The sequence below is a fragment of the Flavonifractor sp. An10 genome (assembly GCF_002161215.1).
GTDB lineage: Bacteria > Bacillota > Clostridia > Oscillospirales > Oscillospiraceae > Flavonifractor > Flavonifractor avistercoris.
In genome coordinates this window covers 221,389-239,989 of sequence record NZ_NFMB01000007.1, presented here as the reverse complement: position 1 = coordinate 239,989, position 18,601 = coordinate 221,389, and the positions used below count along the sequence as shown (strand labels likewise).

The 18,601-nt window shown below is 64.7% G+C and carries 24 protein-coding genes; 23 read left to right on the top strand and 1 reads right to left on the bottom strand.

Annotated features, from left to right (window positions below; genetic code table 11):
• The first annotated feature begins 119 nt into the window (after nucleotides 1-119).
• Entirely contained in the window at nucleotides 120-1,172 is a 1,053-nt protein-coding gene (locus B5E42_RS13925) for a C45 family peptidase (protein WP_087240683.1), read from the top strand.
• On the opposite strand, the gene B5E42_RS13920 is transcribed toward B5E42_RS13925, so the two are convergent.
• Nucleotides 1,131-1,919, bottom strand: coding sequence for a helix-turn-helix transcriptional regulator (locus B5E42_RS13920; protein ID WP_087240681.1), 789 nt, complete (start codon nucleotides 1,917-1,919; stop codon nucleotides 1,131-1,133). The two genes, B5E42_RS13925 and B5E42_RS13920, sit on opposite strands and share 42 nt — an antisense overlap.
• Nucleotides 1,920-2,100: 181 nt before the next feature.
• On the opposite strand from B5E42_RS13920, the gene tgt reads away from it, so the two are divergent.
• The 22 genes from tgt to B5E42_RS13810 all read left to right on the top strand — a co-directional run bounded on the left by tgt (nucleotide 2,101) and on the right by B5E42_RS13810 (nucleotide 18,597).
• Nucleotides 2,101-3,231: a tRNA guanosine(34) transglycosylase Tgt gene (gene tgt / locus B5E42_RS13915; RefSeq protein ID WP_087240679.1), complete on the top strand. Its 1,131-nt coding sequence runs from the start codon at nucleotides 2,101-2,103 to the stop codon at nucleotides 3,229-3,231.
• 130 nt (nucleotides 3,232-3,361) lie between these two features.
• A complete protein-coding gene (yajC, locus tag B5E42_RS13910; protein ID WP_087240677.1) occupies nucleotides 3,362-3,706 on the top strand; it encodes a preprotein translocase subunit YajC in 345 nt (114 codons plus the stop codon).
• A gap of 68 nt (nucleotides 3,707-3,774) precedes the next feature.
• On the top strand, nucleotides 3,775-4,203 hold the full coding sequence (locus tag B5E42_RS13905; RefSeq protein ID WP_242967148.1) for a TIGR04086 family membrane protein: 429 nt from the start codon (nucleotides 3,775-3,777) through the stop codon (nucleotides 4,201-4,203).
• A gap of 63 nt (nucleotides 4,204-4,266) precedes the next feature.
• On the top strand, nucleotides 4,267-4,407 hold the full coding sequence (gene scfA, locus B5E42_RS13900) for a six-cysteine ranthipeptide SCIFF (RefSeq protein ID WP_007489363.1): 141 nt from the start codon (nucleotides 4,267-4,269) through the stop codon (nucleotides 4,405-4,407).
• 76 nt (nucleotides 4,408-4,483) lie between these two features.
• Nucleotides 4,484-5,845 carry a thioether cross-link-forming SCIFF peptide maturase gene (gene scfB / locus B5E42_RS13895; RefSeq protein WP_087240673.1) on the top strand — a complete coding sequence of 454 codons (1,362 nt, stop codon included), beginning with the start codon at nucleotides 4,484-4,486 and terminating at the stop codon, nucleotides 5,843-5,845.
• A 316-nt stretch (nucleotides 5,846-6,161) separates the two neighbouring features.
• Nucleotides 6,162-6,788 (top strand): stage II sporulation protein M, encoded by a 627-nt coding sequence (locus B5E42_RS13890; protein WP_087240671.1) that lies wholly within the window; start codon nucleotides 6,162-6,164, stop codon nucleotides 6,786-6,788.
• Between the two features lie 27 nt (nucleotides 6,789-6,815).
• Complete coding sequence (gene xerD / locus B5E42_RS13885; RefSeq protein WP_087240669.1) at nucleotides 6,816-7,694, top strand: site-specific tyrosine recombinase XerD; 879 nt, start codon at nucleotides 6,816-6,818, stop codon at nucleotides 7,692-7,694.
• A 106-nt stretch (nucleotides 7,695-7,800) separates the two neighbouring features.
• Nucleotides 7,801-8,340 carry a crossover junction endodeoxyribonuclease RuvC gene (gene ruvC, locus B5E42_RS13880; protein WP_087240667.1) on the top strand — a complete coding sequence of 180 codons (540 nt, stop codon included), beginning with the start codon at nucleotides 7,801-7,803 and terminating at the stop codon, nucleotides 8,338-8,340.
• Between the two features lie 14 nt (nucleotides 8,341-8,354).
• Nucleotides 8,355-8,960, top strand: coding sequence for a Holliday junction branch migration protein RuvA (ruvA, locus tag B5E42_RS13875; RefSeq protein ID WP_087240665.1), 606 nt, complete (start codon nucleotides 8,355-8,357; stop codon nucleotides 8,958-8,960).
• A gap of 14 nt (nucleotides 8,961-8,974) precedes the next feature.
• Entirely contained in the window at nucleotides 8,975-9,604 is a 630-nt protein-coding gene (locus tag B5E42_RS20055; protein ID WP_343214196.1) for a DUF6054 family protein, read from the top strand.
• Nucleotides 9,601-10,659: a Holliday junction branch migration DNA helicase RuvB gene (gene ruvB, locus B5E42_RS13865; protein ID WP_087240663.1), complete on the top strand. Its 1,059-nt coding sequence runs from the start codon at nucleotides 9,601-9,603 to the stop codon at nucleotides 10,657-10,659. Before B5E42_RS20055 ends, ruvB begins: the two co-directional genes overlap by 4 nt.
• On the top strand, nucleotides 10,656-11,426 hold the full coding sequence (locus B5E42_RS13860; RefSeq protein ID WP_087240661.1) for an AAA family ATPase: 771 nt from the start codon (nucleotides 10,656-10,658) through the stop codon (nucleotides 11,424-11,426). Before ruvB ends, B5E42_RS13860 begins: the two co-directional genes overlap by 4 nt.
• 5 nt (nucleotides 11,427-11,431) lie before the next feature.
• Nucleotides 11,432-11,872 carry a YrvL family regulatory protein gene (locus tag B5E42_RS13855; RefSeq protein WP_087240659.1) on the top strand — a complete coding sequence of 147 codons (441 nt, stop codon included), beginning with the start codon at nucleotides 11,432-11,434 and terminating at the stop codon, nucleotides 11,870-11,872.
• A gap of 70 nt (nucleotides 11,873-11,942) precedes the next feature.
• Entirely contained in the window at nucleotides 11,943-13,295 is a 1,353-nt protein-coding gene (gene glmM, locus B5E42_RS13850; protein ID WP_087240657.1) for a phosphoglucosamine mutase, read from the top strand.
• A 74-nt stretch (nucleotides 13,296-13,369) separates the two neighbouring features.
• On the top strand, nucleotides 13,370-14,005 hold the full coding sequence (locus tag B5E42_RS13845) for a sigma-70 family RNA polymerase sigma factor (RefSeq protein WP_087240655.1): 636 nt from the start codon (nucleotides 13,370-13,372) through the stop codon (nucleotides 14,003-14,005).
• Nucleotides 14,006-14,076: 71 nt separating this feature from the next.
• Nucleotides 14,077-14,358, top strand: a complete 282-nt coding sequence (locus tag B5E42_RS13840) for a zinc-ribbon domain containing protein (RefSeq protein ID WP_087240653.1) — start codon at nucleotides 14,077-14,079, stop codon at nucleotides 14,356-14,358.
• A gap of 137 nt (nucleotides 14,359-14,495) precedes the next feature.
• Entirely contained in the window at nucleotides 14,496-15,509 is a 1,014-nt protein-coding gene (locus tag B5E42_RS13835; protein WP_087240651.1) for a M23 family metallopeptidase, read from the top strand.
• The gene (locus B5E42_RS13830) at nucleotides 15,510-16,109 is read left to right on the top strand and encodes a site-2 protease family protein (protein ID WP_087240649.1); all 600 of its coding nucleotides are present in this window, start codon (nucleotides 15,510-15,512) and stop codon (nucleotides 16,107-16,109) included.
• A gap of 162 nt (nucleotides 16,110-16,271) precedes the next feature.
• Nucleotides 16,272-16,613, top strand: a complete 342-nt coding sequence (gene rplS, locus B5E42_RS13825) for a 50S ribosomal protein L19 (protein ID WP_087240647.1) — start codon at nucleotides 16,272-16,274, stop codon at nucleotides 16,611-16,613.
• A 141-nt stretch (nucleotides 16,614-16,754) separates the two neighbouring features.
• On the top strand, nucleotides 16,755-17,639 hold the full coding sequence (gene ylqF / locus B5E42_RS13820; RefSeq protein ID WP_087240645.1) for a ribosome biogenesis GTPase YlqF: 885 nt from the start codon (nucleotides 16,755-16,757) through the stop codon (nucleotides 17,637-17,639).
• Nucleotides 17,626-18,228, top strand: a complete 603-nt coding sequence (locus B5E42_RS13815) for a ribonuclease HII (RefSeq protein ID WP_087240643.1) — start codon at nucleotides 17,626-17,628, stop codon at nucleotides 18,226-18,228. Before ylqF ends, B5E42_RS13815 begins: the two co-directional genes overlap by 14 nt.
• 36 nt (nucleotides 18,229-18,264) lie before the next feature.
• Complete coding sequence (locus B5E42_RS13810) at nucleotides 18,265-18,597, top strand: YraN family protein (protein WP_242967147.1); 333 nt, start codon at nucleotides 18,265-18,267, stop codon at nucleotides 18,595-18,597.
• The last annotated feature ends 4 nt before the right edge of the window (nucleotides 18,598-18,601 follow it).

Sequence of the window (18,601 nt, the reverse complement as noted above, 5' to 3'; positions counted from 1 at the left end):
AGCAGGGCACACCTCGTTTTTTACGATTCAAATTCCTCTTGACATAAAAATTTGTTGGGGCTATCCTCTCATCAAGGGCTGCCGGCGGCTCTCCAATTTACGGAGAAGGAGCCAGAAACATGAATACCATCACCCTGGCGGGAACCCACTACCAGACCGGATTTCAGTGGGGCTCCCTTCTGTCGGCACGCCAGCATTTTATTCTGGAGCACGTGCCCTTTCCCATCACCCAGGCGCGGCGGGACTACGCGGCGGCCTGCCGTCCAGTCTACGCCCGGTACTACCCGGAGCTTCTGGAGGAGCTGCGGGGCCTGTCAGACGGGCAGGGCTGCGGCGAAGAGGAGCTCCAGGCGGTGCTGTTCAGCATGTATGCCATTCCGCCCGCCTGTGCTTGCTCCTGCCTGGCGGTTGCCGGAGGAGGGGAGACGCTTTTTGGACGCAACAGCGACTTTCTGGTGGAGCTGGAGGACTACAATACCAACGTCTCCTGCTGCTTCACCGACGACGGATATGCCTATACCGGCAGTACCACCGCCTTTTTGGAGATGGAGGACGGCGTCAACCAGCGGGGCCTGGCCGCCGGCCTGACCTCGGCATGGGGGGTGCACATCCGGCCCGGCTTCCACGTGGGGCTGCTGCTCCGCTGGCTGCTGGAGAGGTGCGGAACAGTGGAGGAGGCTCTGGCAGCCATCCGTACCCTGCCGCTTGGCTCGCCCTTCACCCTGACCCTGGCCGATGCCGGCGGCAGTGTGGCGGTGACGGAGTACGACGGGATGCGGCTGGCGGTGGAGCAGCCCCGGAACCCCGGCGTCCGCTTTGTCTGCGCCGTCAACGCTTTTCACCTGCCCGGCATGCCATCCAGCCCTCCGGGGGCGGATAATTGGCAGGCCGGACGTCGGTATGCGACCATGCGCACCGCGCTGGAGGGGCTGGACGGCCCGCCCACCGCGGACTTTGTGAAACACCTTCTGTCCGGCAGATATGGATTTCTCTGCCAGTACGACCGGAGCTCTGGCCACGACACGGTGTGGTCAGTGGCCTGCGACCTCAAGTGCCGCCGGATCTTCCGCAGCGAGGGCAACCCAGCCCGGCTGGGCTATCGGGCGGAGGAGAGGTTCCCGGAGGGGGCATCAGCTTCCGGTTGGAACCGGAGTGCCCCATTTAACCAGTAAGACCACAGCGGCCGTGCCCAGCACAAACAGGGCGCACCAGAGCAGGAAGGCCCGGGATTTGACAGCCAATCCCCGCCGGGACAGCCGCTCCAGCACCCCGCCCATAGCCAGGGAGAGCAGGAAGCACCCGCCCCAGATGGCCCATCCGTCGTGGCCGTGTCCCCAGAGGGCCCCGGCGGGGTTGGGGCCCGCCAGCTCCCCCAGCGCCAGGCCCAGGGCAAAGCCGATGGAGGCGGTGGCTGAGAACCGGTATTTTCCCCAAAGGGCAGGGAGGGCGGAGATCAGCAGGGCGGCCCAGAACAGCTTCTGGCGGAGCAGCCAGCCGTACAGGTAGGAGAGCTGCTGGGGATCATTCCCGAACAGCCAGCCCGCCAAAGAATAGCTGCCCGGCGCGGTGCCGAAGATCCGCCCCAGCAGGTAGATGACCAGATAGGCCCCCGCCACGGCCAGGGCGGCCAGAAGATTGCGCCGCCGCCGGCTCCGGCGTCTCTCCGCCTCCCGCTCCGCCCGGAGGAGGGCGTAGGCCTGCTCTGCGGCTCCGCTCCCCACTGCCGGGGAATCCAGCAGGCTGCCGGCGGTGGTGCCCAGCAGCTCCGCCAGCCTGTGGAGGTTCTCCGCGCTGGGGGCGGACTGGCCGCTCTCCCATTTGGCCACCGCCTGGCGGCTCACCCCCAGGTGCCCGGCCACCATCTCCTGGGACATGCCCCTGGCCTTCCTCTGCTCCCGGATGCGCTCTCCCAGTGTCATTGTCCTCACCTCGAGCCCAATTATAAGGGAAGGTACCCGTCCTGTCCACCAACTATTCGGCAACCGGTGGTTGCAGCGGCGGGGAAATGCCCGCTTTTGCCGGAAACCTTGCCAAGTTCCCCGCCTTCTGGTATGATAATGTCTGCTGAATCCATTGCTTTGAAGACAAAGGAGTTTTACTGTGTTTGAAGTCCTGAAAACAGAGGGGAAGGCCCGGCGGGGCGTGTTCACCTGCGCCCACGGCACGGTGCAGACGCCGGTGTTCATGAACGTGGGCACCCAGGGGGCCATCAAGGGGGCGGTATCCGCCCTGGATCTGAAGGAGATCGGCTGCCAGGTGGAGCTGTCCAACACCTACCACCTCCACCTGCGCCCCGGCGACCAGGTGGTGCGCCAGATGGGCGGCCTGCACAAGTTCATGCGGTGGGACGGCCCTATCCTCACCGACTCCGGCGGGTTCCAGGTGTTCTCCCTGTCCGGCCTGCGCAAGATCAAGGAGGAGGGGGTCACCTTTGCCTCCCACATCGACGGCCGGCGCATCTTCATGGGGCCGGAGGAGTCCATGCAGATCCAGTCCAACCTGGGCTCTGACATCGCCATGGCCTTTGACGAGTGCGTGGAGAACCCGGCCACCTATGAGTACGCCAAGGCCTCCTGCGAGCGCACCCTCCGCTGGCTGGAGCGGTGTGTGGCGGAGCACAACCGGCTCAACGCCCTGCCCGACACGGTGAACCCCCGGCAGATGCTCTTCGGCATCAACCAGGGGGCCACCTTTGAGGATCTGCGCATCTGGCACATGAAGGAGATCGCCAAGCTGGACTGCGACGGGTACGCCATCGGCGGCCTGGCGGTGGGGGAGCCCACCCAGGTGATGTACGACATCATCGACGCGGTGGAGCCCTGGATGCCGGCGGACAAGCCCCGCTACCTCATGGGGGTGGGCACTCCCTCCAACATCATCGAGGGGGTGGCCCGGGGCGTGGACTTCTTCGACTGTGTCATGCCCGCCCGCAATGCCCGCCACGCCAAGCTCTTCACCTGGTCGGGGGCGCTGAACATCCGCAATGAGAAGTACAAGCTGGATGAGCGGCCCATCGACCCGGACTGCGACTGCCCGGTATGCCGGAACTTCTCCCGGGCCTATCTGCGCCACCTGTTTGCGGCGGAGGAGATGCTGGCTATGCGCCTGGCGGTGCTCCACAACCTCTATTTCTACAACAAGCTGACTCAGCGCATCCGCCAGGCCCTGGACGAAGGGCAGTTCGCCGCCTTCCGGGCGGAGTACTCGGAGAAGCTGTCCGGGCGGCTGTGAAGTTTTTGTAAAGGAAACGGGAAAAGGGCTTGTCAAATCCTGCATTTGGCTTTATAATGTCCCTTTGATAAGTCCTTTTATCAAAGCTGAAATCGGAGGGATACAATTGTTTACACAGGTTGCAAACGCAATGCTGACAGAGACAGCTGCTGGGGGACAGATGGCCCAGATGATTCTGCCGCTGGTGATCCTGATCGCGGTCTTCTACTTCCTGCTGATCCGGCCGGAAAACAAGAAGAAGAAGGCGGCGGCCAAGATGCGTTCCGAGCTGGCGGTGGGTGACGAGATCACCACCATCGGCGGCATAGTAGGCACCATCTGCCAGGTGAAGGAGGACACCATCGTTATCGAGACCAGCGCCGACCGGGTGCGCATCGAGTTTACCAAGTGGGCCATCTCCACCAAGGGCACCCAGTCCACGGAGAACGCCCCTGCGGATACCAAGGACACCAAGGATTCCAAGGACAAGAAGTAATATCGTACTAGCCAGCACCCTCCCTGCATAGGTTTCAGTAGAAATCCATGCCAAGGGAGGGTGTTTCTATGGGGAAAAAAGAGGAGGAGCAGGGCGCGAAGCTGATCCGCTGCGGCATGGGAATCGTGCTGGGCGGTGTGCTGGCCCTGGCGGTGTGTTTTGTCTTTCTGCTGGCCGCGTCGGCGGCCATCTCCGGCGGCCTGGCGGGGGAGGAGCTGATGTACCAGCTGACCATCGTGGGCTGCGTGCTGGGGGCCTTTGCCGGCGGGGTGCTGGCTGTGCGGCGGTGCGGGAGCCGGGCGCTGATTGTGGGCCTGACCGCCGGGGCCGTGCTGTTCCTGCTGCTGCTCACCATCGGCTCGCTGTGCTTTGAGAATGTGTCCCTGGAGGCCGGAGGCATCGGACTGCTGTGCGGCTGCCTGTGCGGCGGCGCAACCGCCGGGCTGCTGGGGAGTGGGAAGAAAAAAGCCGCACCCCGGAAAAAACGCAGAAAATAATTGAAATCAGGCGATGGATGTGGTATACTCATTCTAAACTATCGCCATGGGAGGGAAACGAGAATGAAGCATGTCAAGACGCTGAACGGCGCGACCCTGAAGAAGAGCGCCGCCCACGGCGGCTGCGGGGAGTGCCAGACCTCCTGCCAGTCCGCCTGCAAGACCTCTTGCACCGTCGCCAATCAGAAGTGCGAGAACCAGTAAGAACGAACAGGGCTTGAAAAGGGTGGGGTACCCCCACCCTTTTTCCATGCCGGAATCAAGTGAGGAACGAACAGATATGGTACATACCTTTCAATGCCTCGGCGTGAACGTCGCCGTGGATGTGAACAGCGGCGCCGTCCATGTGCTGGATGAGCTGACCTACCACCTGCTGGAGCTGGTGGAGCCCCCCATGGGAGAGCACTGCCCGGCGGAGGTGGCAGCCAGGCTGCCCCAGTACGACCCCGCCGCCCTGGAGGAGGCCTGGCAGGAGCTGCGCGGCCTGGCGGAGCAGGGCCTGCTCTTTGAGGAGGACGACTACATCGACCGGGAGAAGGCCGCGTCCATGCAGCAGCAGGCCCTGGTGAAGGCCCTGTGCCTCCATGTGTCCCACGACTGCAACCTGCGGTGCAAGTACTGCTTCGCGGGTACCGGCGACTTCGGCACCGGCCACCGCATGACCATGGACTTTGAGACCGCCAAGAAGGCCATCGACTTTGTGATTGAGAAGTCCGGCCACCGGCGCAACATCGAGGTGGACTTCTTCGGCGGGGAGCCCCTGATGGCCATGGATACGGTGAAGAAGACGGTGGAGTACGCCCGCTCCGTGGAGAAGGAGCACGACAAATGCTTCCGCTTTACTATCACCACCAACGGCGTGCTCCTCAATGACGAGAACATCGAGTACATCAACCGGGAGATGTCCAACGCCGTGCTGTCCCTGGACGGCCGGAAGGAGGTCAATGACGATCTGCGTCCCACCGTCAACGGCAAGGGCAGCTATGACGTGATCGTCCCCAAGTTTGAGAAGCTCATCGCCGGCCGGGGCACCAAGGATTACTATCTGCGGGGCACCTTCACCCGCTTCCACAAGGACTTCGCTGAGGACGTGAAGGCCCTGGCGGCCATCGGCAGGAACGTGTCGGTGGAGCCGGTGGTGGGGAAGAGGGAAGATCCCTATGCGCTCCAGGAGGAGGATCTGCCCGAGCTGGAGGCCGAGTACGAGCGCCTGGCCGAGTACCTGAAGGATCACCCAGAGACCAATTTCTTCCATTTCAATGTGGATCTGGCCCAGGGGCCCTGCGTGATCAAGCGGCTGCGGGGCTGCGGCGCGGGCTGCGAGTACGTGGCCATCACCCCGGAGGGGGATATCTATCCCTGCCACCAGTTCGTGGGCAACGAGGACTACAGGCTGGGCAGCGTCCACGACGGCACCTTTGACAAGGAGCTGTCCGGCCGCTTTGCCGGGCTGAACATCTACACCCGGGAGGAGTGCCGGGACTGCTGGGCCCGGTTCTACTGCTCCGGCGGGTGTTCCGCCTCCAATCTGCTTGTCAACGGCGACATAAAAAAGCCCCACCGGGTGGGGTGCGAGCTGGAGCGCAAGCGGCTGGAGTGCGCCATCGCCCTGCGGGCTATTGCGGCGGGCATGGCGGACTGAGGTATACAGATCGTAATTATACGGAATGTAATCGAGTGTAATCAGCCCAAAAGGTTCTGAATTTTTCGGAGATATGCGTTAAAAACAGCATAAAGAGGCGAGGAAGAGGGGCGCCGCACACTGCGGCGCCCCTCTTTTGGTTTGTGGGATTTACATAATAAGGTTTACATAAAATGTCGGCATAATAACCAAAAATGATTTTTTTATCCCGGGATTCTTGCACACGCGGCTCAGTTGGTCTATAGTTAGCATAGGAAAGTTCCGGCACGTCTACGGGCGGCCCTGTCCGCATACACTCCCATGGGAGGTGGGAGCCATGCGGAGGGCAGACCGTTGGAGCACATCGGCGGACGGGTCGGTGCTGATATTGGCGGCGGTGTCGGCCTGCTTTTTCCTGGGCGGGCTGGCGGGCTGCCTGCTGGCCGGCTGTGTGGACGGCGGCGGGCAGGAGAGCCTGGCCGCCTATGTGGAGGGCTTCCTGCGGGCCGCACAGGCGGGGGAGACCGCTCCGCCGGCCCTGGCCGCGCTGGTGTGGGAGACTCTGCGCTGGCCGCTGCTGGCCCTTCTGCTGGGCTTCACGGCCCTGGGCCTGCTGGCCCTGCCCCTGCTCTTCGCGGTGCGGGGGTTCCTGCTGGCCTTTTCCATCGCCTCTTTCGTGCGCATCTTCGGCGGTACGGGCTGTCTGCTTGCCCTGCTGGTGTTCGGCGTGGGCGGGGCGTTTTCTGTCCCGGCGCTCTTTGTGCTGGGGGTGCAGAGCTTCATGACCGCCCGGACACTGGCCGGGCGGGTCTGGGGGGAGAGCAAGGCCGCCCCCCTCTATGGACGGGCCTATTGGCTGCGCTGCGGCGGGTGCGCCGCGGCTTTGTGTGTGTGTATGCTGCTGGACGGCTTCGCGGTTCCCGCGCTGGTGTCCGGCTTGGCCGGCACCCTGCTGGCCGGATAGAGAATTGTGTGAGAAGGTGTTGGACGGATGGATTATCAATCGGGCTATGCCCACTACCTGACCGAGGAAAAGCGTGCTTCTTCCAACACCCTGAGTTCCTACCTGCGGGATGTGAACCAGTATCTGCACTGGCTGGCGGGGGAGGAGCTCCTGCCGGAGCAGGCGGAGCAGCGGGATGTGGAGGCTTACACCCGCTTCCTCACATCCAAGGGAAAGTCGGCGGCCACGGTGACCCGCAGCCTGGCCTCCCTCAAGTCCTTTTACACCTACCTGATGGGGAAGGGGCTGGTGGCGGTGAACCCGGCCCGGGGACTGTCCCCGGCCAGGGTGGAGCGCAAGCTGCCCCACATCCTCACCTCCAAGGAGGTGGAGCTGTTTCTGGAGCAGCCCGACCCCTCCGACGCCAAGGGCTGCCGGGATCGGGCCATGCTGGAGTTGCTCTACGCCACCGGCATCCGGGTGTCGGAGCTCATCGGCCTGGATCTGGAGAGCGTCAACCTGGCGGCGGGCTTCCTCCGCTGCGCCGGCCGGGGAAAGGAGCGGATGATCCCCCTCTATCCCGCGGCGGTTCAGGCCCTGGAGGACTATATCACCCACGTGCGGCCCCAGATGGTGGAGCACCCCGATGAGCGGGCCCTGTTCGTCAACATGAGCGGGGAGCGGATGAGCCGCCAGGGCTTCTGGAAGATCATCAAGCACTACCAGGAGAAGGCGGGCATCCAGACGGAGATCACTCCCCACACCCTGCGCCACTCCTTCGCCGCCCACCTGCTGGAAAACGGGGCGGATCTCCACTCCATCCAGGAGATGCTGGGCCACGCGGATATCTCGTCCACCCAGATCTACGCCCAGCTGGTGAACCAGAAGCTGAAAAACGTCTACAACAAAGCCCATCCCAGGGCGTAAGCGACAGGCTGGAGCACAGTGTGTTCCGGCCTGTTTTCCATCTTGCGCCGCCGTGGCCGCCGTGGTACAATATTTTCTGTATGGACTGAGAAAGGGAACGCATACCATGCTGATTTTAGGAATCGACCCGGGCTTCGCCATCGTGGGCTTCGGCCTGGTGGAGGCGGATCGCGGGCGGCAGCGGCTGGTGCAGTGCGGCGCCATCACCACCCCGGCGGGGGAGCCTCTGCCCGCCCGGCTGCTCCGGATTGCCGATGACATGGAGCTGCTGCTGGAGCAGTTCAAGCCCCAGGCCATGGCGGTGGAGGAGCTGTTTTTCAACAACAACATCACCACGGGCATCGGCGTGGCCCAGGCCAGGGGCGTGATCCTGCTCTCCGCCGAGCGCCGGGGCGTGCCCATCTATGAGTACACCCCCAGCCAGGTGAAGCAGGCGGTGGTGGGCTACGGCAAGGCGGAGAAGCGGCAGGTCATGGAAATGACCCGCCGCCTGCTGAACCTGAAGGCCGTCCCCAAGCCGGACGACGCCGCCGACGCGGTGGCCATCGCCCTGTGCCATGCCCGCTCGTTCACCTCCCGGCTCCAGAGCCCCGATGCCGCCAGGCCGGGCAGCGGCCGGTATGAGGTGCGCAATCCCACCCGTTAGGAGCGAACAACACCATGTTTTACTATGTCAACGGCACCGTGGCCCACACGGCCCCCTTCCTGGCGGTCATCGACTGCGGCGGGGTGGGGTATGCCTGCCGCACCACCAACAACACCCTTGCCCGGCTGAAAAAGGGGGAGAGGGCCAAGCTCTACACCCACCTGAACGTCCGGGAGGACGCCATGGAGCTGTACGGCTTTTTCTCGGAGAGCGAGCTCAACTGCTTCCAGATGCTCATCGGCGTGTCCGGCGTGGGGCCCAAGGCGGCCCTGTCCATCCTGTCCGCCGCCACGCCGGAGTCCCTGGCCATGAGCATCATCACCGGGGACGGGAAGGCCCTGACGGTGGCTCAGGGCATCGGCAAAAAAATCGCCCAGCGCATCATCCTGGAGCTGAAGGATAAGCTGGCCAAGGGGCAGCTCTCCGCCGACGGGGAGAGCTACGGCGGCACCGGCGTCACGGTGATCCCCGAGAACAAGTCCAGCGAGGCCGCCGCCGCTTTGGCGGTGCTGGGCTACAGTCAGAGCGAGATCGGCGTGGCCCTGAAGGGGGTCGACGTGGACGCCCTGTCCCTGGAGGACGTGATCAAACAGGCGCTGAAAAAGATGGTCAAGAACTAAAGGGGGGCCGAGTCATGGCGAAGCTGGAGCGAACCCTGACCGGAGACTTTGACGCCCTGCTGGACTACCTGCACGACGGCATCCTGAGCGGCAGCGCCTCGGCCAGCTGGGAGGACGGCAGCGACTACAGCGGCCCGGATTTCCGCTGTGCGGTGCGGGTCTATGAGCGGTACAGCCTTCTGGGCGGAAACCGGGTGAGCCTGACCCTGACCCTGGTGGGGGAGGGGAACCGGATTTTCATCTCCGCCATCACCTCCGGCGGCAGTCAGGCCATGTTCGTCAAGATGAACACCATGGGAGAGGAGTCTTTCCTGGACAAGGTGGCGGAGCTGCTGGACAGCTGCCGCCCCGCCGCGCCCTCCGGCGCCGGAACGGCGAAACCGTATCCCTGCCCGTGCTGTGGGAGCTATACCATGGAAGAAGAGCCGGTTGGAAGCTACCAGACCTGCCCTGTCTGCGCCTGGGTGGACGATCCCTGGGCGCTGGAGCACCCTGACGAGCCCGGCGGCTGCAACCTCGTAACGCTGGCGGAGGGGCGGGAGAACTACCGCGCCTGCGGCGCCTGCTCACCCGAGCTGCGCGGGCACACCAGACCCCCGACACCGGAAGAAGAACTGGGGATTTCAGAGGAAGTGAGCACTTGAGCATTGATTTTTCCGACACCGGCTTTGAGACGGAGGAGCCCCTGGTCACCACGTCCCTGACCCGGGAGGATGAGAACGAGGGCTCCCTGCGGCCCAAAACCCTGCGGGAGTACATCGGCCAGGAGAAGGCCAAGGGCAACCTGGAGGTATTCATCCAGGCCGCCAGGATGCGGGGGGAGCCCCTGGATCACGTGCTGCTCCACGGCCCGCCCGGCCTGGGCAAGACCACCCTCAGCGGCATCATTGCCAACGAGATGGGGGTCAACATCCGCATCACCTCCGGCCCGGCCATCGAGAAGCCGGGGGATCTGGCCGCCCTGCTCACCAACCTGGCGGAGAACGACATCCTCTTTGTGGACGAGATCCACCGGCTCAACCGCTCGGTGGAGGAGATTCTGTACCCGGCCATGGAGGACTTCGCCATCGACATCATCATCGGCAAGGGGCCGTCGGCCAACTCCATCCGGCTGGATCTGCCAAAATTCACCCTGATCGGGGCCACCACCCGGGCGGGCCAGCTGTCCGCCCCCCTGCGGGATCGCTTCGGCGTGACCCTGCGGCTGGAGCTGTACACCCCGGAGGAGCTGGCCCTGATTGTCAAGCGCTCGGCGGGGATCCTGGATGTGCCCATCGAGGACGACGGCGCCATGGAGATCGCCAAACGAAGCCGGGGCACCCCCCGCATCGCCAACCGGATGCTCCGGCGGGTGCGGGACTTCGCCCAGGTGAAGGCCGGCGGTGTGATCACCCGCTCGGTGGCCGACCAGGCCCTCACCGCCCTGGAGGTGGATCACCTGGGGCTGGACGCCATCGACCGGCGGATGCTCACCAGCATCATCGAGCACTACGGCGGCGGCCCTGTGGGGCTGGAAACCCTGGCCGCCACCATCAACGAGGAGGCCGTCACCCTGGAGGACGTGTACGAGCCATATCTCATGCAGATGGGCTTCCTCACCCGCACCCCCCGGGGCCGGTGCGTCACCCGGAGTGCCTATGAGCACCTGGGCCTGACCCCGCCCGGCGGGGGCTTCGGCCTGGATCAGCTTTCCCTGTGAGCGGCCCGGGCTATATCCGGGAGATTTTCCTGGGCCGCCCCCTGCCGGAGGACTCCTGGCTGAACCGGCTGCCCGCCCTGGCCCAACTGCGGGCGGGGGAGCGGCTGGCCTTTGACAGCCCGGTCACCTTCCTGGTGGGGGAGAACGGGGCGGGGAAGTCCACCCTGCTGGAGGGGATCGCCGTCGCCTGCGGCTTCAACCCGGAGGGGGGTACCCGGAACTTCTCCTTCTCCACCCGGGATACCCACTCGGCCCTGGGGGACTATCTCACCGTCTCCCGCAGCGCCTACCCCCGGGACGGCTTCTTTCTCCGGGCGGAGAGCTTCTACAACGCGGCCAGCTATATCGACAGGCTGGACGAGGAGCCCGGCCCCAGCCTGCTGGACAGCTACGGCGGGGTTTCCCTCCACGCCCAGTCCCACGGGGAGAGCTTCCTGGCTCTGGTGCAGAACCGCTTCGGCGGGGAGGGGCTCTACCTGCTGGATGAGCCGGAGGCCGCCCTGTCCCCCGCGCGGCAGCTCACCCTGCTGGGGCAGATGCGGCTGCTGGCGGGGGAGGGCTCCCAGTTTGTGGTGGCAACCCATTCCCCCATCCTCATGGCCTATCCGGGGGCGGCCGTCTATCTGCTCTCGGAGAAGGGCATAGAGCGGACGGAGTACCGGCACACCGAGCACTACATCGTGACCCGGCGCTTCCTTAACGATCCGGAGAGGATGCTGGGGATGCTGTTCGCGGACGGGGACGCTGATCAAAGAGAGGAACCCTGAACCTTATGAAAAAGAATCTCTGGGGCGCCGTTCTGGGCGTGCTTCTGGTGGCGCTCCTTGTCCTGGCCGTTGCGGCGGCCGTCGTCCTGGTGGACGCCGGGCTTCTGCATCTGCTGGGGGTGCGCTATACCTCCTTCGGCTGGCTGGTGGGCTATGTACTGCTCTCCTCAGTGATCGGCCTGCCTCTGGAGCTGTTCACCAACGGGCTGGCCGGCGCCCTGTTCCGGCTGGGCTGGGCCACCCGGCGGCAGGCCAACCTGCTGTATATCCCCCTGGACACCCTGTGCTCCGCCCTGGTGTTCCGGGCGGCAGATCTCCTGATGCCCCAGGTGGAGGCCAACGCCCTGGCGATTCTGGTGACGGGGCTGCTGTCCGCCCTCTGCTCCCAGCCCATCGAGAAGGCGCGGCAGCGGAAAAGGCCCGGGCAGGATCAGGAGAGCGATTAACATCAGCAAAACACTGGGTTTCGCCCGGAACGGGTCGGAACGGTCAATTGATAACGAGGTGGAAGAAAACATGGGTAAATTATTTGGAACCGACGGCATCCGCGGTGTCGTCAACGACGGACTGGACGCCATGCTGGCGTACAAGGTGGGCATGGCCGCCGCTCACGTGATGACTCAGGAGAAGGGGGGCGGGCAGCCCCGGTTTGCCATCGGCAAGGACACCCGCATCTCCTCCGATCTGCTGGAGGGGGCGCTGATCGCCGGGCTGTGCTCCGCCGGGGCCGACGTGCTCCACCTGGGCGTGATCCCCACCCCGGCGGTGGCCTGGGTGACGGTGGACACCGGCTGCGACGCGGGGGTGGTGATCTCCGCCTCCCACAACCCCTTTGAGCACAACGGCATCAAGATCTTCAACGGCCGGGGCTTCAAGCTGTCCGACGAGCTGGAGAACCGCATCGAGGACATCATCCTCAACGATGTGGCGGTGCCCCTCAAGACCGGCGGGGACATCGGCCGGGTGATCTACGCCGACCAGCAGGAGAGCCAGGACTACATCGACCACCTGGTGTCCACCATCAGCTCCGACCTGGCGGGACTGCACATCCTGGTGGACTGCGCCAACGGCGCCGCCTCCGCCACGGCAGCCCGGCTGTTCGACCGCTTCCCCGATCTGCACACCGACGTGATCCACGCCGATCCCGACGGGGTCAACATCAACAACGGCTGCGGCTCCACCCATCTGGAGCAGCTCAAGGCCATGGTGAAGGCCGGCGGCTACGACCTGGGCATCGCCTTTGACGGCGACGCCGACCGCTGCCTCATGGTGGACGAGACGGGGGAGGAGATTGACGGCGACCAGGTGATTGCCGCCTGCGGCCTGGATCTGAAGGAGAAGGGGGAGCTGTCCGGCGGGGCCATCGTGGCAACGGTCATGAGCAATCTGGGCCTGCACCGCTTCTGCCAGGAGCACGGCGTGGCGCTCTTCTGCACTAGCGTGGGCGACCGCAACGTGCTGGAGAAGATGGAGGAGAGCGGCTATGTCATCGGCGGCGAGCAGTCGGGGCACACCATCTTCCGCCGTTACGCCACCACCGGCGACGGCCAGCTCACCGCCCTGCAGTTCCTGGGTCTGCTCTGCCGCTCCGGGAAGAGGGCCTCCCAGCTGGTGGCCGGGTGCAGGCGGTATCCCCAGGTGCTGGTCAACATTCCCGTGGCCGACAAGGCCAAGAAGGAGGCCATCATGGCCGACGCAGCCCTTCAGGCCGCCATTAGCCAGCAGGAGAAGGCACTGGCGGGCAACGGCCGGATTCTGGTGCGCCCCTCGGGCACCGAGGCCCTCATCCGGGTCATGGTGGAGGCACAGACCGGGGATGAGGCCCGCGCGGTCGCCGAATTTTTGGCAAATGTGATAAAAAACAGCTGAGATCGGCGGAGAAAATTTGCACAAAAGCTTGACAGTTCCGAACCTTTCGCATATAATATACAAGGAGCAAGGGTATGAAAGCAGGTCAGAATCCATCTGGATCAGATTCCGACGAAGTTCTCTGCGGCAGGGCCGCCGCCGGCGACCGGGTCGCGGAGGAGCGTTTGGTTATTCGCTACAACCGCTTGGTGCGGGTGTGTGCCCGCCCCTATTTCCTGGCCGGGGGCGACAGTGAGGATCTGATTCAGGAGGGAATGGTGGGTCTGCTGGCCGCCATCCGGGAGTATGACCCGTCCAAGGCGGCCTCTTTCCGCACTTATGCGGAGGTCTGCATCAAGAACCGCCTGCTCTCTGTCATCAAGGCAGCAGCAAGAGATAAGCACACACCGCTGAACAACTCGGTCTCATTCGAAACCCCTCTTTTTTGCGGGAACGGCGATCGCTATGCCTACCGTGCATCGGTTCAGCATCTGGAGGATCCGGAGGAGATTTTTCTCAGCAGGGAGGCCTTCCGGGAGCGGATGGAGGCACTGATGGGCCAATTGTCCGGTTTCGAAGCCAATGTACTTCGGTTGTATCTGACCGGTTTGTCCTACTCTGAGATCGCAGCCGAGGTCAAAAAGTCCCCGAAATCGGTGGACAACGCTGTCCAGCGCATCCGGCGCAAATTGGCGCAGCAATCTTCATCTGGCGATGTCAGCGAAAGCTGAACGCAATATTACAGTCCCAGCACGCTCGGGAAATCCGGATCTGGGCAACAATGCAAAGAGAGGGTATCATCATGTACGAAGACAAGACTCTGGTATGTAAGGAATGTGGCCAGGAGTTCGTGTTCACCGCCGGTGAGCAGGAGTTCTACGCGGAGCGCGGTTTCCAGAACGAGCCCCAGCGCTGCAAGGCCTGCCGCGACGCCCGTAAGGCTGCGGCCCGCGGCCCCCGTGAGTATTTCACCGCTACCTGCGCTGCCTGCGGCGGTGAGGCCAGGGTTCCTTTTGAGCCCAAGTCCGACCGTCCCGTTTACTGCAGCGAGTGCTTCGCCCGCATGCGTGAGCAGCAGGGCTGAGTCCTACTGACAACCAAAAAGACGCACCGCAGAATCTGCGGTGCGTCTTTTTATGTGTCTTCCCGTTTTCGCCGCATAGCCGCGGGCCCGTCCGCATATGAATCATTACAAGACGGATTACGGAAGGGAAGAGCACGATGGATACGGCCTATCAAAAGTGGGAGAAGCGGCGGCAGGAGCGGAGCGGGGGACAGCGGAGGATGGCCAGACGGCGGGGGAGTGGGGCAGGCGTGGCCCTCGGCCTTCGGGAGCGGCGGCGGCTGGCCCAGCTGGCCGTCTGTCTGGCCCTGTTTCTGGCGGTGTTTGTGGGGAAGGGGATCTTTCCGGAGCGGCTGGCGGAGGCCCGGGAGACGGTGCTAGGCGTGATTCAGAGCGATACGGATTTCCAGGCCGCCTTTTCCCAACTGGGCCGTTCTGTCTCCCAAGGGGAGCCCATCCTGGACACCCTGGGGGAGCTGTGGGTGGAGGTGTTCGGCGGAGCGGCGGTGACCGTGCAGGGGCAGGCGTCCCGGGCGGACTCCCCGCTGCTCCGGGCCCAGGCCGCCTTCCTCAGCGGCTTTCCTGTCCGGGAGGACGCGTCTGGCCACTGGCTGGGCCTGCGGGGGCCGCTGGCGGCGACCCCGGCGGAGCCCCGGGCGGAGGCCGACCAAACGGAGCCCCAGCCCGAGGCGGAGCCGGCGGTGGTGCACGTGGAGTACACCGGCCCTGCCCTGCCCGATAACGCCACCATGGACAAATACAGCCTGAGTGCCCTGGGGATTACGGAGACGGTGACACCGGCTCTGGGGTGGGTCTCCTCGCCCTTCGGCTGGCGGGAGCACCCGGTGGACGGGGAGGAGAAGTTCCACAACGGGGTGGATCTGGCCGTCAACAACGGCACCGATGTGCTGGCCTTCGCCAGCGGCACGGTGGACTACATCGGCGACAGCCCCGTCTACGGCCTCTACCTTCAGCTCAGCCATGCCGGCGGCCTGAAGAGCTTCTACGCCCACTGCAGCCAGCTGCTGGTTCAGCAGGGCCAGGTGGTGGCGGCGGGGGAGCGGGTGGCCCAGTCCGGGGACACGGGCAACGCCACAGGCCCCCACCTCCACTTTGAGCTGAAGCTCAACGGGGTGCTCCTCAACCCGCTCTACTATATCGAGACCACCTAGATGCTGCGCTGGAGGCGGGTGGAGATCAGCGGCGGCGCCCTGCTGATGCTGGCGGCGCTGTACTACCTGGACGGCCAGGGGGTGCTGCCCCTGGCCCTGCTGGCCTGCGCTCTCCACGAGGCGGGGCACTGGCTGGCCATCCGGGCCCTGGGCGGCCGGATCACCGCCCTGCGCCTCACCTGCGTGGGGGCGGAGATGCGCCTGTCCGCCCGCTATCCACTGGGGTACGCGGGCCAGTGCATCGCCGCCCTGGCCGGGCCCTGCGCCAACCTGGCCGCCGCCTGGGCGGCGGCCAGGACGGGGACGGAGTGGGGCTACTGCTTCGCCGGGCTCAATCTGGCCCTGGGCGCCTTCAATCTGCTCCCCGCCGCCCAGCTGGACGGTGGGCGGGTGCTGTGGTGCGCTCTGGCCCTGCTGGCCGGGCGGGCGCGGGCGGACAGGTTTGTCCCCGCCCTCTCCGCCGCCCTGGCGGCGGGGCTGGTGTGCGGGGCCCTGACCCTGGTGTGGCAGGGGCGGGGGAATTTGAGCCTGCTGCTCACCGCGCTGTGGCTGCTGGCCGCGCCGGCGGCGGGAAACATGCGGATGGAGCGGCTGGGATGAAGATTTACGCCTGAAAGTCAAAAATGTGCTTGCAATCCGGAACCGGTTGTGGTAAACTATTGCAGTCTCAATAAAGGGTGTTCCTCTGCGGCGGCCGCTTCCCAGAAATCGGGCGGCCGGAAAGGCCGGTACGAACGCCTATAAACCAGGAGGAAGTTACAAATGGATCTCATGCAGGCATTCAACAACAAGAACCTGAAGGCCGAGCCCCCTGTGGCCGAAGTGGGCGACACCGTCCGCGTTCACGTCCACATCAAGGAGGGCAACCGGGAGCGTATCCAGGTCTTTGAGGGCACCGTGATCGCCAAGAAGCACGGCGGCATCGAGGAGACCATCACCGTGCGCCGCATCTCCTATGGCGTCGGCGTGGAGAAGGTGTTCCCCATCCATGCCCCCACCATCGAGAAGATCGAGACCGTCCGCAAGGGCAAGGTGCGCCGTGCCAAGCTGTACTACCTGCGCGACCGCGTGGGCAAGAGCGCCAAGGTCAAGGAGCGCATCTGAGCTGCAGGCATGTAAAAAAGGAGAGGCAGTGCCTCTCCTTTTTTCGTATCTGTTTTTGGTACCAGGCTCTTTTCAAACCACCAGATGTTGTGTATAATATAAGTTATTCTTTTACCCAAGGAAAAGGAAGGAGGGCGCCCCGTGAACATTCAGTGGTATCCCGGCCACATGACCAAGACCCGGCGGCAGATCCAGGCGGATCTGAAGCAGGTGGATCTGGTGGCCGAGATCATCGACGCCCGCATCCCCATCTCCAGCCGCAACCCGGACATTGACGAGCTGGTGGGGGAGAAGCCCCGGCTGATCGTCCTCAACCGGGCAGATCAGGCCGATCCGGCCATGAACAAGGCATGGTCGGACTGGTTCCGGCAGAAGGGCTGGTCGGTGCTGGAGACCAACGCCCGGGACGGCAAGGGCGTCGGTCAGTTCTCCGCCGCCATCAAAACGGCCCTGAAGGAGAAGCTGGAGCAGTGGAAGGCCAAGGGACTGGTGGGCCGGCCGGTGCGGGCCATGGTGGTGGGGGTGCCCAACGTGGGCAAGTCCACCTTCATCAACCAGGTGGCGAAGAAGAAGTCTGCCAAGGCGGGCAATAAGCCCGGCGTCACCCGGGGCAAGCAGTGGGTGAGCGTGGATGCCGGCCTGGAGCTGCTGGACACCCCCGGCATCCTGTGGCCCAAGTTTGAGGACGAGACCACCGGCATCCACCTGGCCTTTACCGGGGCGGTGAAGGACGAGATCATGGATCTGGAGACCCTGGCCTGCCACCTGATTGAGATTCTGGCAAAGCGATATCCCCAGGCCCTGCTGGAGCGGTTCAAGGTGGAGGTGGATCCGGAGCAGCCCGGCTGGGAGCTGCTGGAGCAGTGCGGACGGAAGCGGGGCTTCCTGATCTCCGGCGGCGAGGTGGACACCGAGCGCATGGCCCGGATCCTGCTGGACGAATACCGTTCCGGCAAGCTGGGGCGGATCACCTTTGAGAGCCCCCAGGACGCGGAGAGCGTGGAGGCCGGCCATGGCGGGGACTGATCTCTGGGCCCTGGAGCTGGCCTGCCGGGAGGAGGGGTATTCCTCGGTGTGCGGCTGCGACGAGGCCGGCGCCGGGCCTCTGGCCGGGCCGGTGTACGCCGCGGCGGTGATTCTCCCCTTCGGGGCGGAGCTGCCCGGCCTCAACGACTCCAAGAAGCTGACCGAGAAGAAGCGGGAGGCCCTCTTCCTCGTGATCCGGGAGCAGGCCGTTGCCTGGGCGGTGGCACGGGTGGAGGCGGCGGAGATCGACGAGACCGACATCCTCAGCGCCCGCATGAAGGCCATGCAGCTGGCTATCGACCGGCTCACACCCGCCCCGGACTTCGCCCTCCTCGACGGCAACCGGGATCACGGCAGGTCGGCAGCCGTCACTGCGCCCCACAGAATGATTGTAAAGGGAGACTCCCTGTCAGCGTCTATTGCCGCGGCCTCCATCCTGGCAAAGGTGAGCCGGGATCGCTACATGAAAGAAATCGCGGCACAGTACCCCCAGTACGAGTTCGACCGGCACAAGGGCTACGGCACCAAGCGGCACTACGAGCTGCTGCGGCAGTACGGCCCCAGTCCCATACACCGGCGAACCTTCTGAAAACCTGTGAGCGGGAGAGGCGAAGCTGCTGGGCCGGTGGGGAGGCCCTGGCGGCGGGAGGCGGCGGCAGGGTGGCAGATCCTGGCCGCCGGCTACCGGAGCCGGTTCGGCGAGATCGACCTGATTGCAGCTAATGACAAGTACTTAGCCTTTATTGAGGTGAAGCTGCGTACCAGCGAGGGCTTTGCCCCCGGCCGGGCGGCGGTGGACACCCGCAAGCAAAACCGCCTGCGGGCCACGGCGGAGCTGTGGCTGGCCGAACACCCGGAGGAGGTGCGCCAGCCCCGGTTCGACGTGGCGGAGATCTTCGCCCCACAGGGGACGGCCACCCGGGCGCCCCGCATCACCTGGATTGAAAATGCTTTTTAAGAGG

What these genes read in the sequence shown, in the direction of transcription:
- rplS (WP_087240647.1), top strand. Translation starts at nt 16,272, where the DNA reads ATGGATCTCATGCAGGCATTCAACAACAAGAACCTGAAGGCCGAGCCC.
- ruvA (WP_087240665.1), top strand. Translation starts at nt 8,355, where the DNA reads ATGTTTTACTATGTCAACGGCACCGTGGCCCACACGGCCCCCTTCCTG.
- yajC (WP_087240677.1), top strand. Translation starts at nt 3,362, where the DNA reads ATGCTGACAGAGACAGCTGCTGGGGGACAGATGGCCCAGATGATTCTG.
- B5E42_RS13840 (WP_087240653.1), top strand. Translation starts at nt 14,077, where the DNA reads ATGTACGAAGACAAGACTCTGGTATGTAAGGAATGTGGCCAGGAGTTC.
- B5E42_RS13905 (WP_242967148.1), top strand. Translation starts at nt 3,775, where the DNA reads ATGGGGAAAAAAGAGGAGGAGCAGGGCGCGAAGCTGATCCGCTGCGGC.
- scfB (WP_087240673.1), top strand. Translation starts at nt 4,484, where the DNA reads ATGGTACATACCTTTCAATGCCTCGGCGTGAACGTCGCCGTGGATGTG.
- B5E42_RS13830 (WP_087240649.1), top strand. Translation starts at nt 15,510, where the DNA reads ATGCTGCGCTGGAGGCGGGTGGAGATCAGCGGCGGCGCCCTGCTGATG.
- B5E42_RS13815 (WP_087240643.1), top strand. Translation starts at nt 17,626, where the DNA reads ATGGCGGGGACTGATCTCTGGGCCCTGGAGCTGGCCTGCCGGGAGGAG.
- B5E42_RS13835 (WP_087240651.1), top strand. Translation starts at nt 14,496, where the DNA reads ATGGATACGGCCTATCAAAAGTGGGAGAAGCGGCGGCAGGAGCGGAGC.
- B5E42_RS20055 (WP_343214196.1), top strand. Translation starts at nt 8,975, where the DNA reads ATGGCGAAGCTGGAGCGAACCCTGACCGGAGACTTTGACGCCCTGCTG.
- ruvC (WP_087240667.1), top strand. Translation starts at nt 7,801, where the DNA reads ATGCTGATTTTAGGAATCGACCCGGGCTTCGCCATCGTGGGCTTCGGC.
- B5E42_RS13890 (WP_087240671.1), top strand. Translation starts at nt 6,162, where the DNA reads ATGCGGAGGGCAGACCGTTGGAGCACATCGGCGGACGGGTCGGTGCTG.
- glmM (WP_087240657.1), top strand. Translation starts at nt 11,943, where the DNA reads ATGGGTAAATTATTTGGAACCGACGGCATCCGCGGTGTCGTCAACGAC.
- B5E42_RS13920 (WP_087240681.1), bottom strand. Translation starts at nt 1,919, where the DNA reads ATGACACTGGGAGAGCGCATCCGGGAGCAGAGGAAGGCCAGGGGCATG.
- B5E42_RS13845 (WP_087240655.1), top strand. Translation starts at nt 13,370, where the DNA reads ATGAAAGCAGGTCAGAATCCATCTGGATCAGATTCCGACGAAGTTCTC.
- B5E42_RS13855 (WP_087240659.1), top strand. Translation starts at nt 11,432, where the DNA reads ATGAAAAAGAATCTCTGGGGCGCCGTTCTGGGCGTGCTTCTGGTGGCG.
- B5E42_RS13925 (WP_087240683.1), top strand. Translation starts at nt 120, where the DNA reads ATGAATACCATCACCCTGGCGGGAACCCACTACCAGACCGGATTTCAG.
- scfA (WP_007489363.1), top strand. Translation starts at nt 4,267, where the DNA reads ATGAAGCATGTCAAGACGCTGAACGGCGCGACCCTGAAGAAGAGCGCC.
- xerD (WP_087240669.1), top strand. Translation starts at nt 6,816, where the DNA reads ATGGATTATCAATCGGGCTATGCCCACTACCTGACCGAGGAAAAGCGT.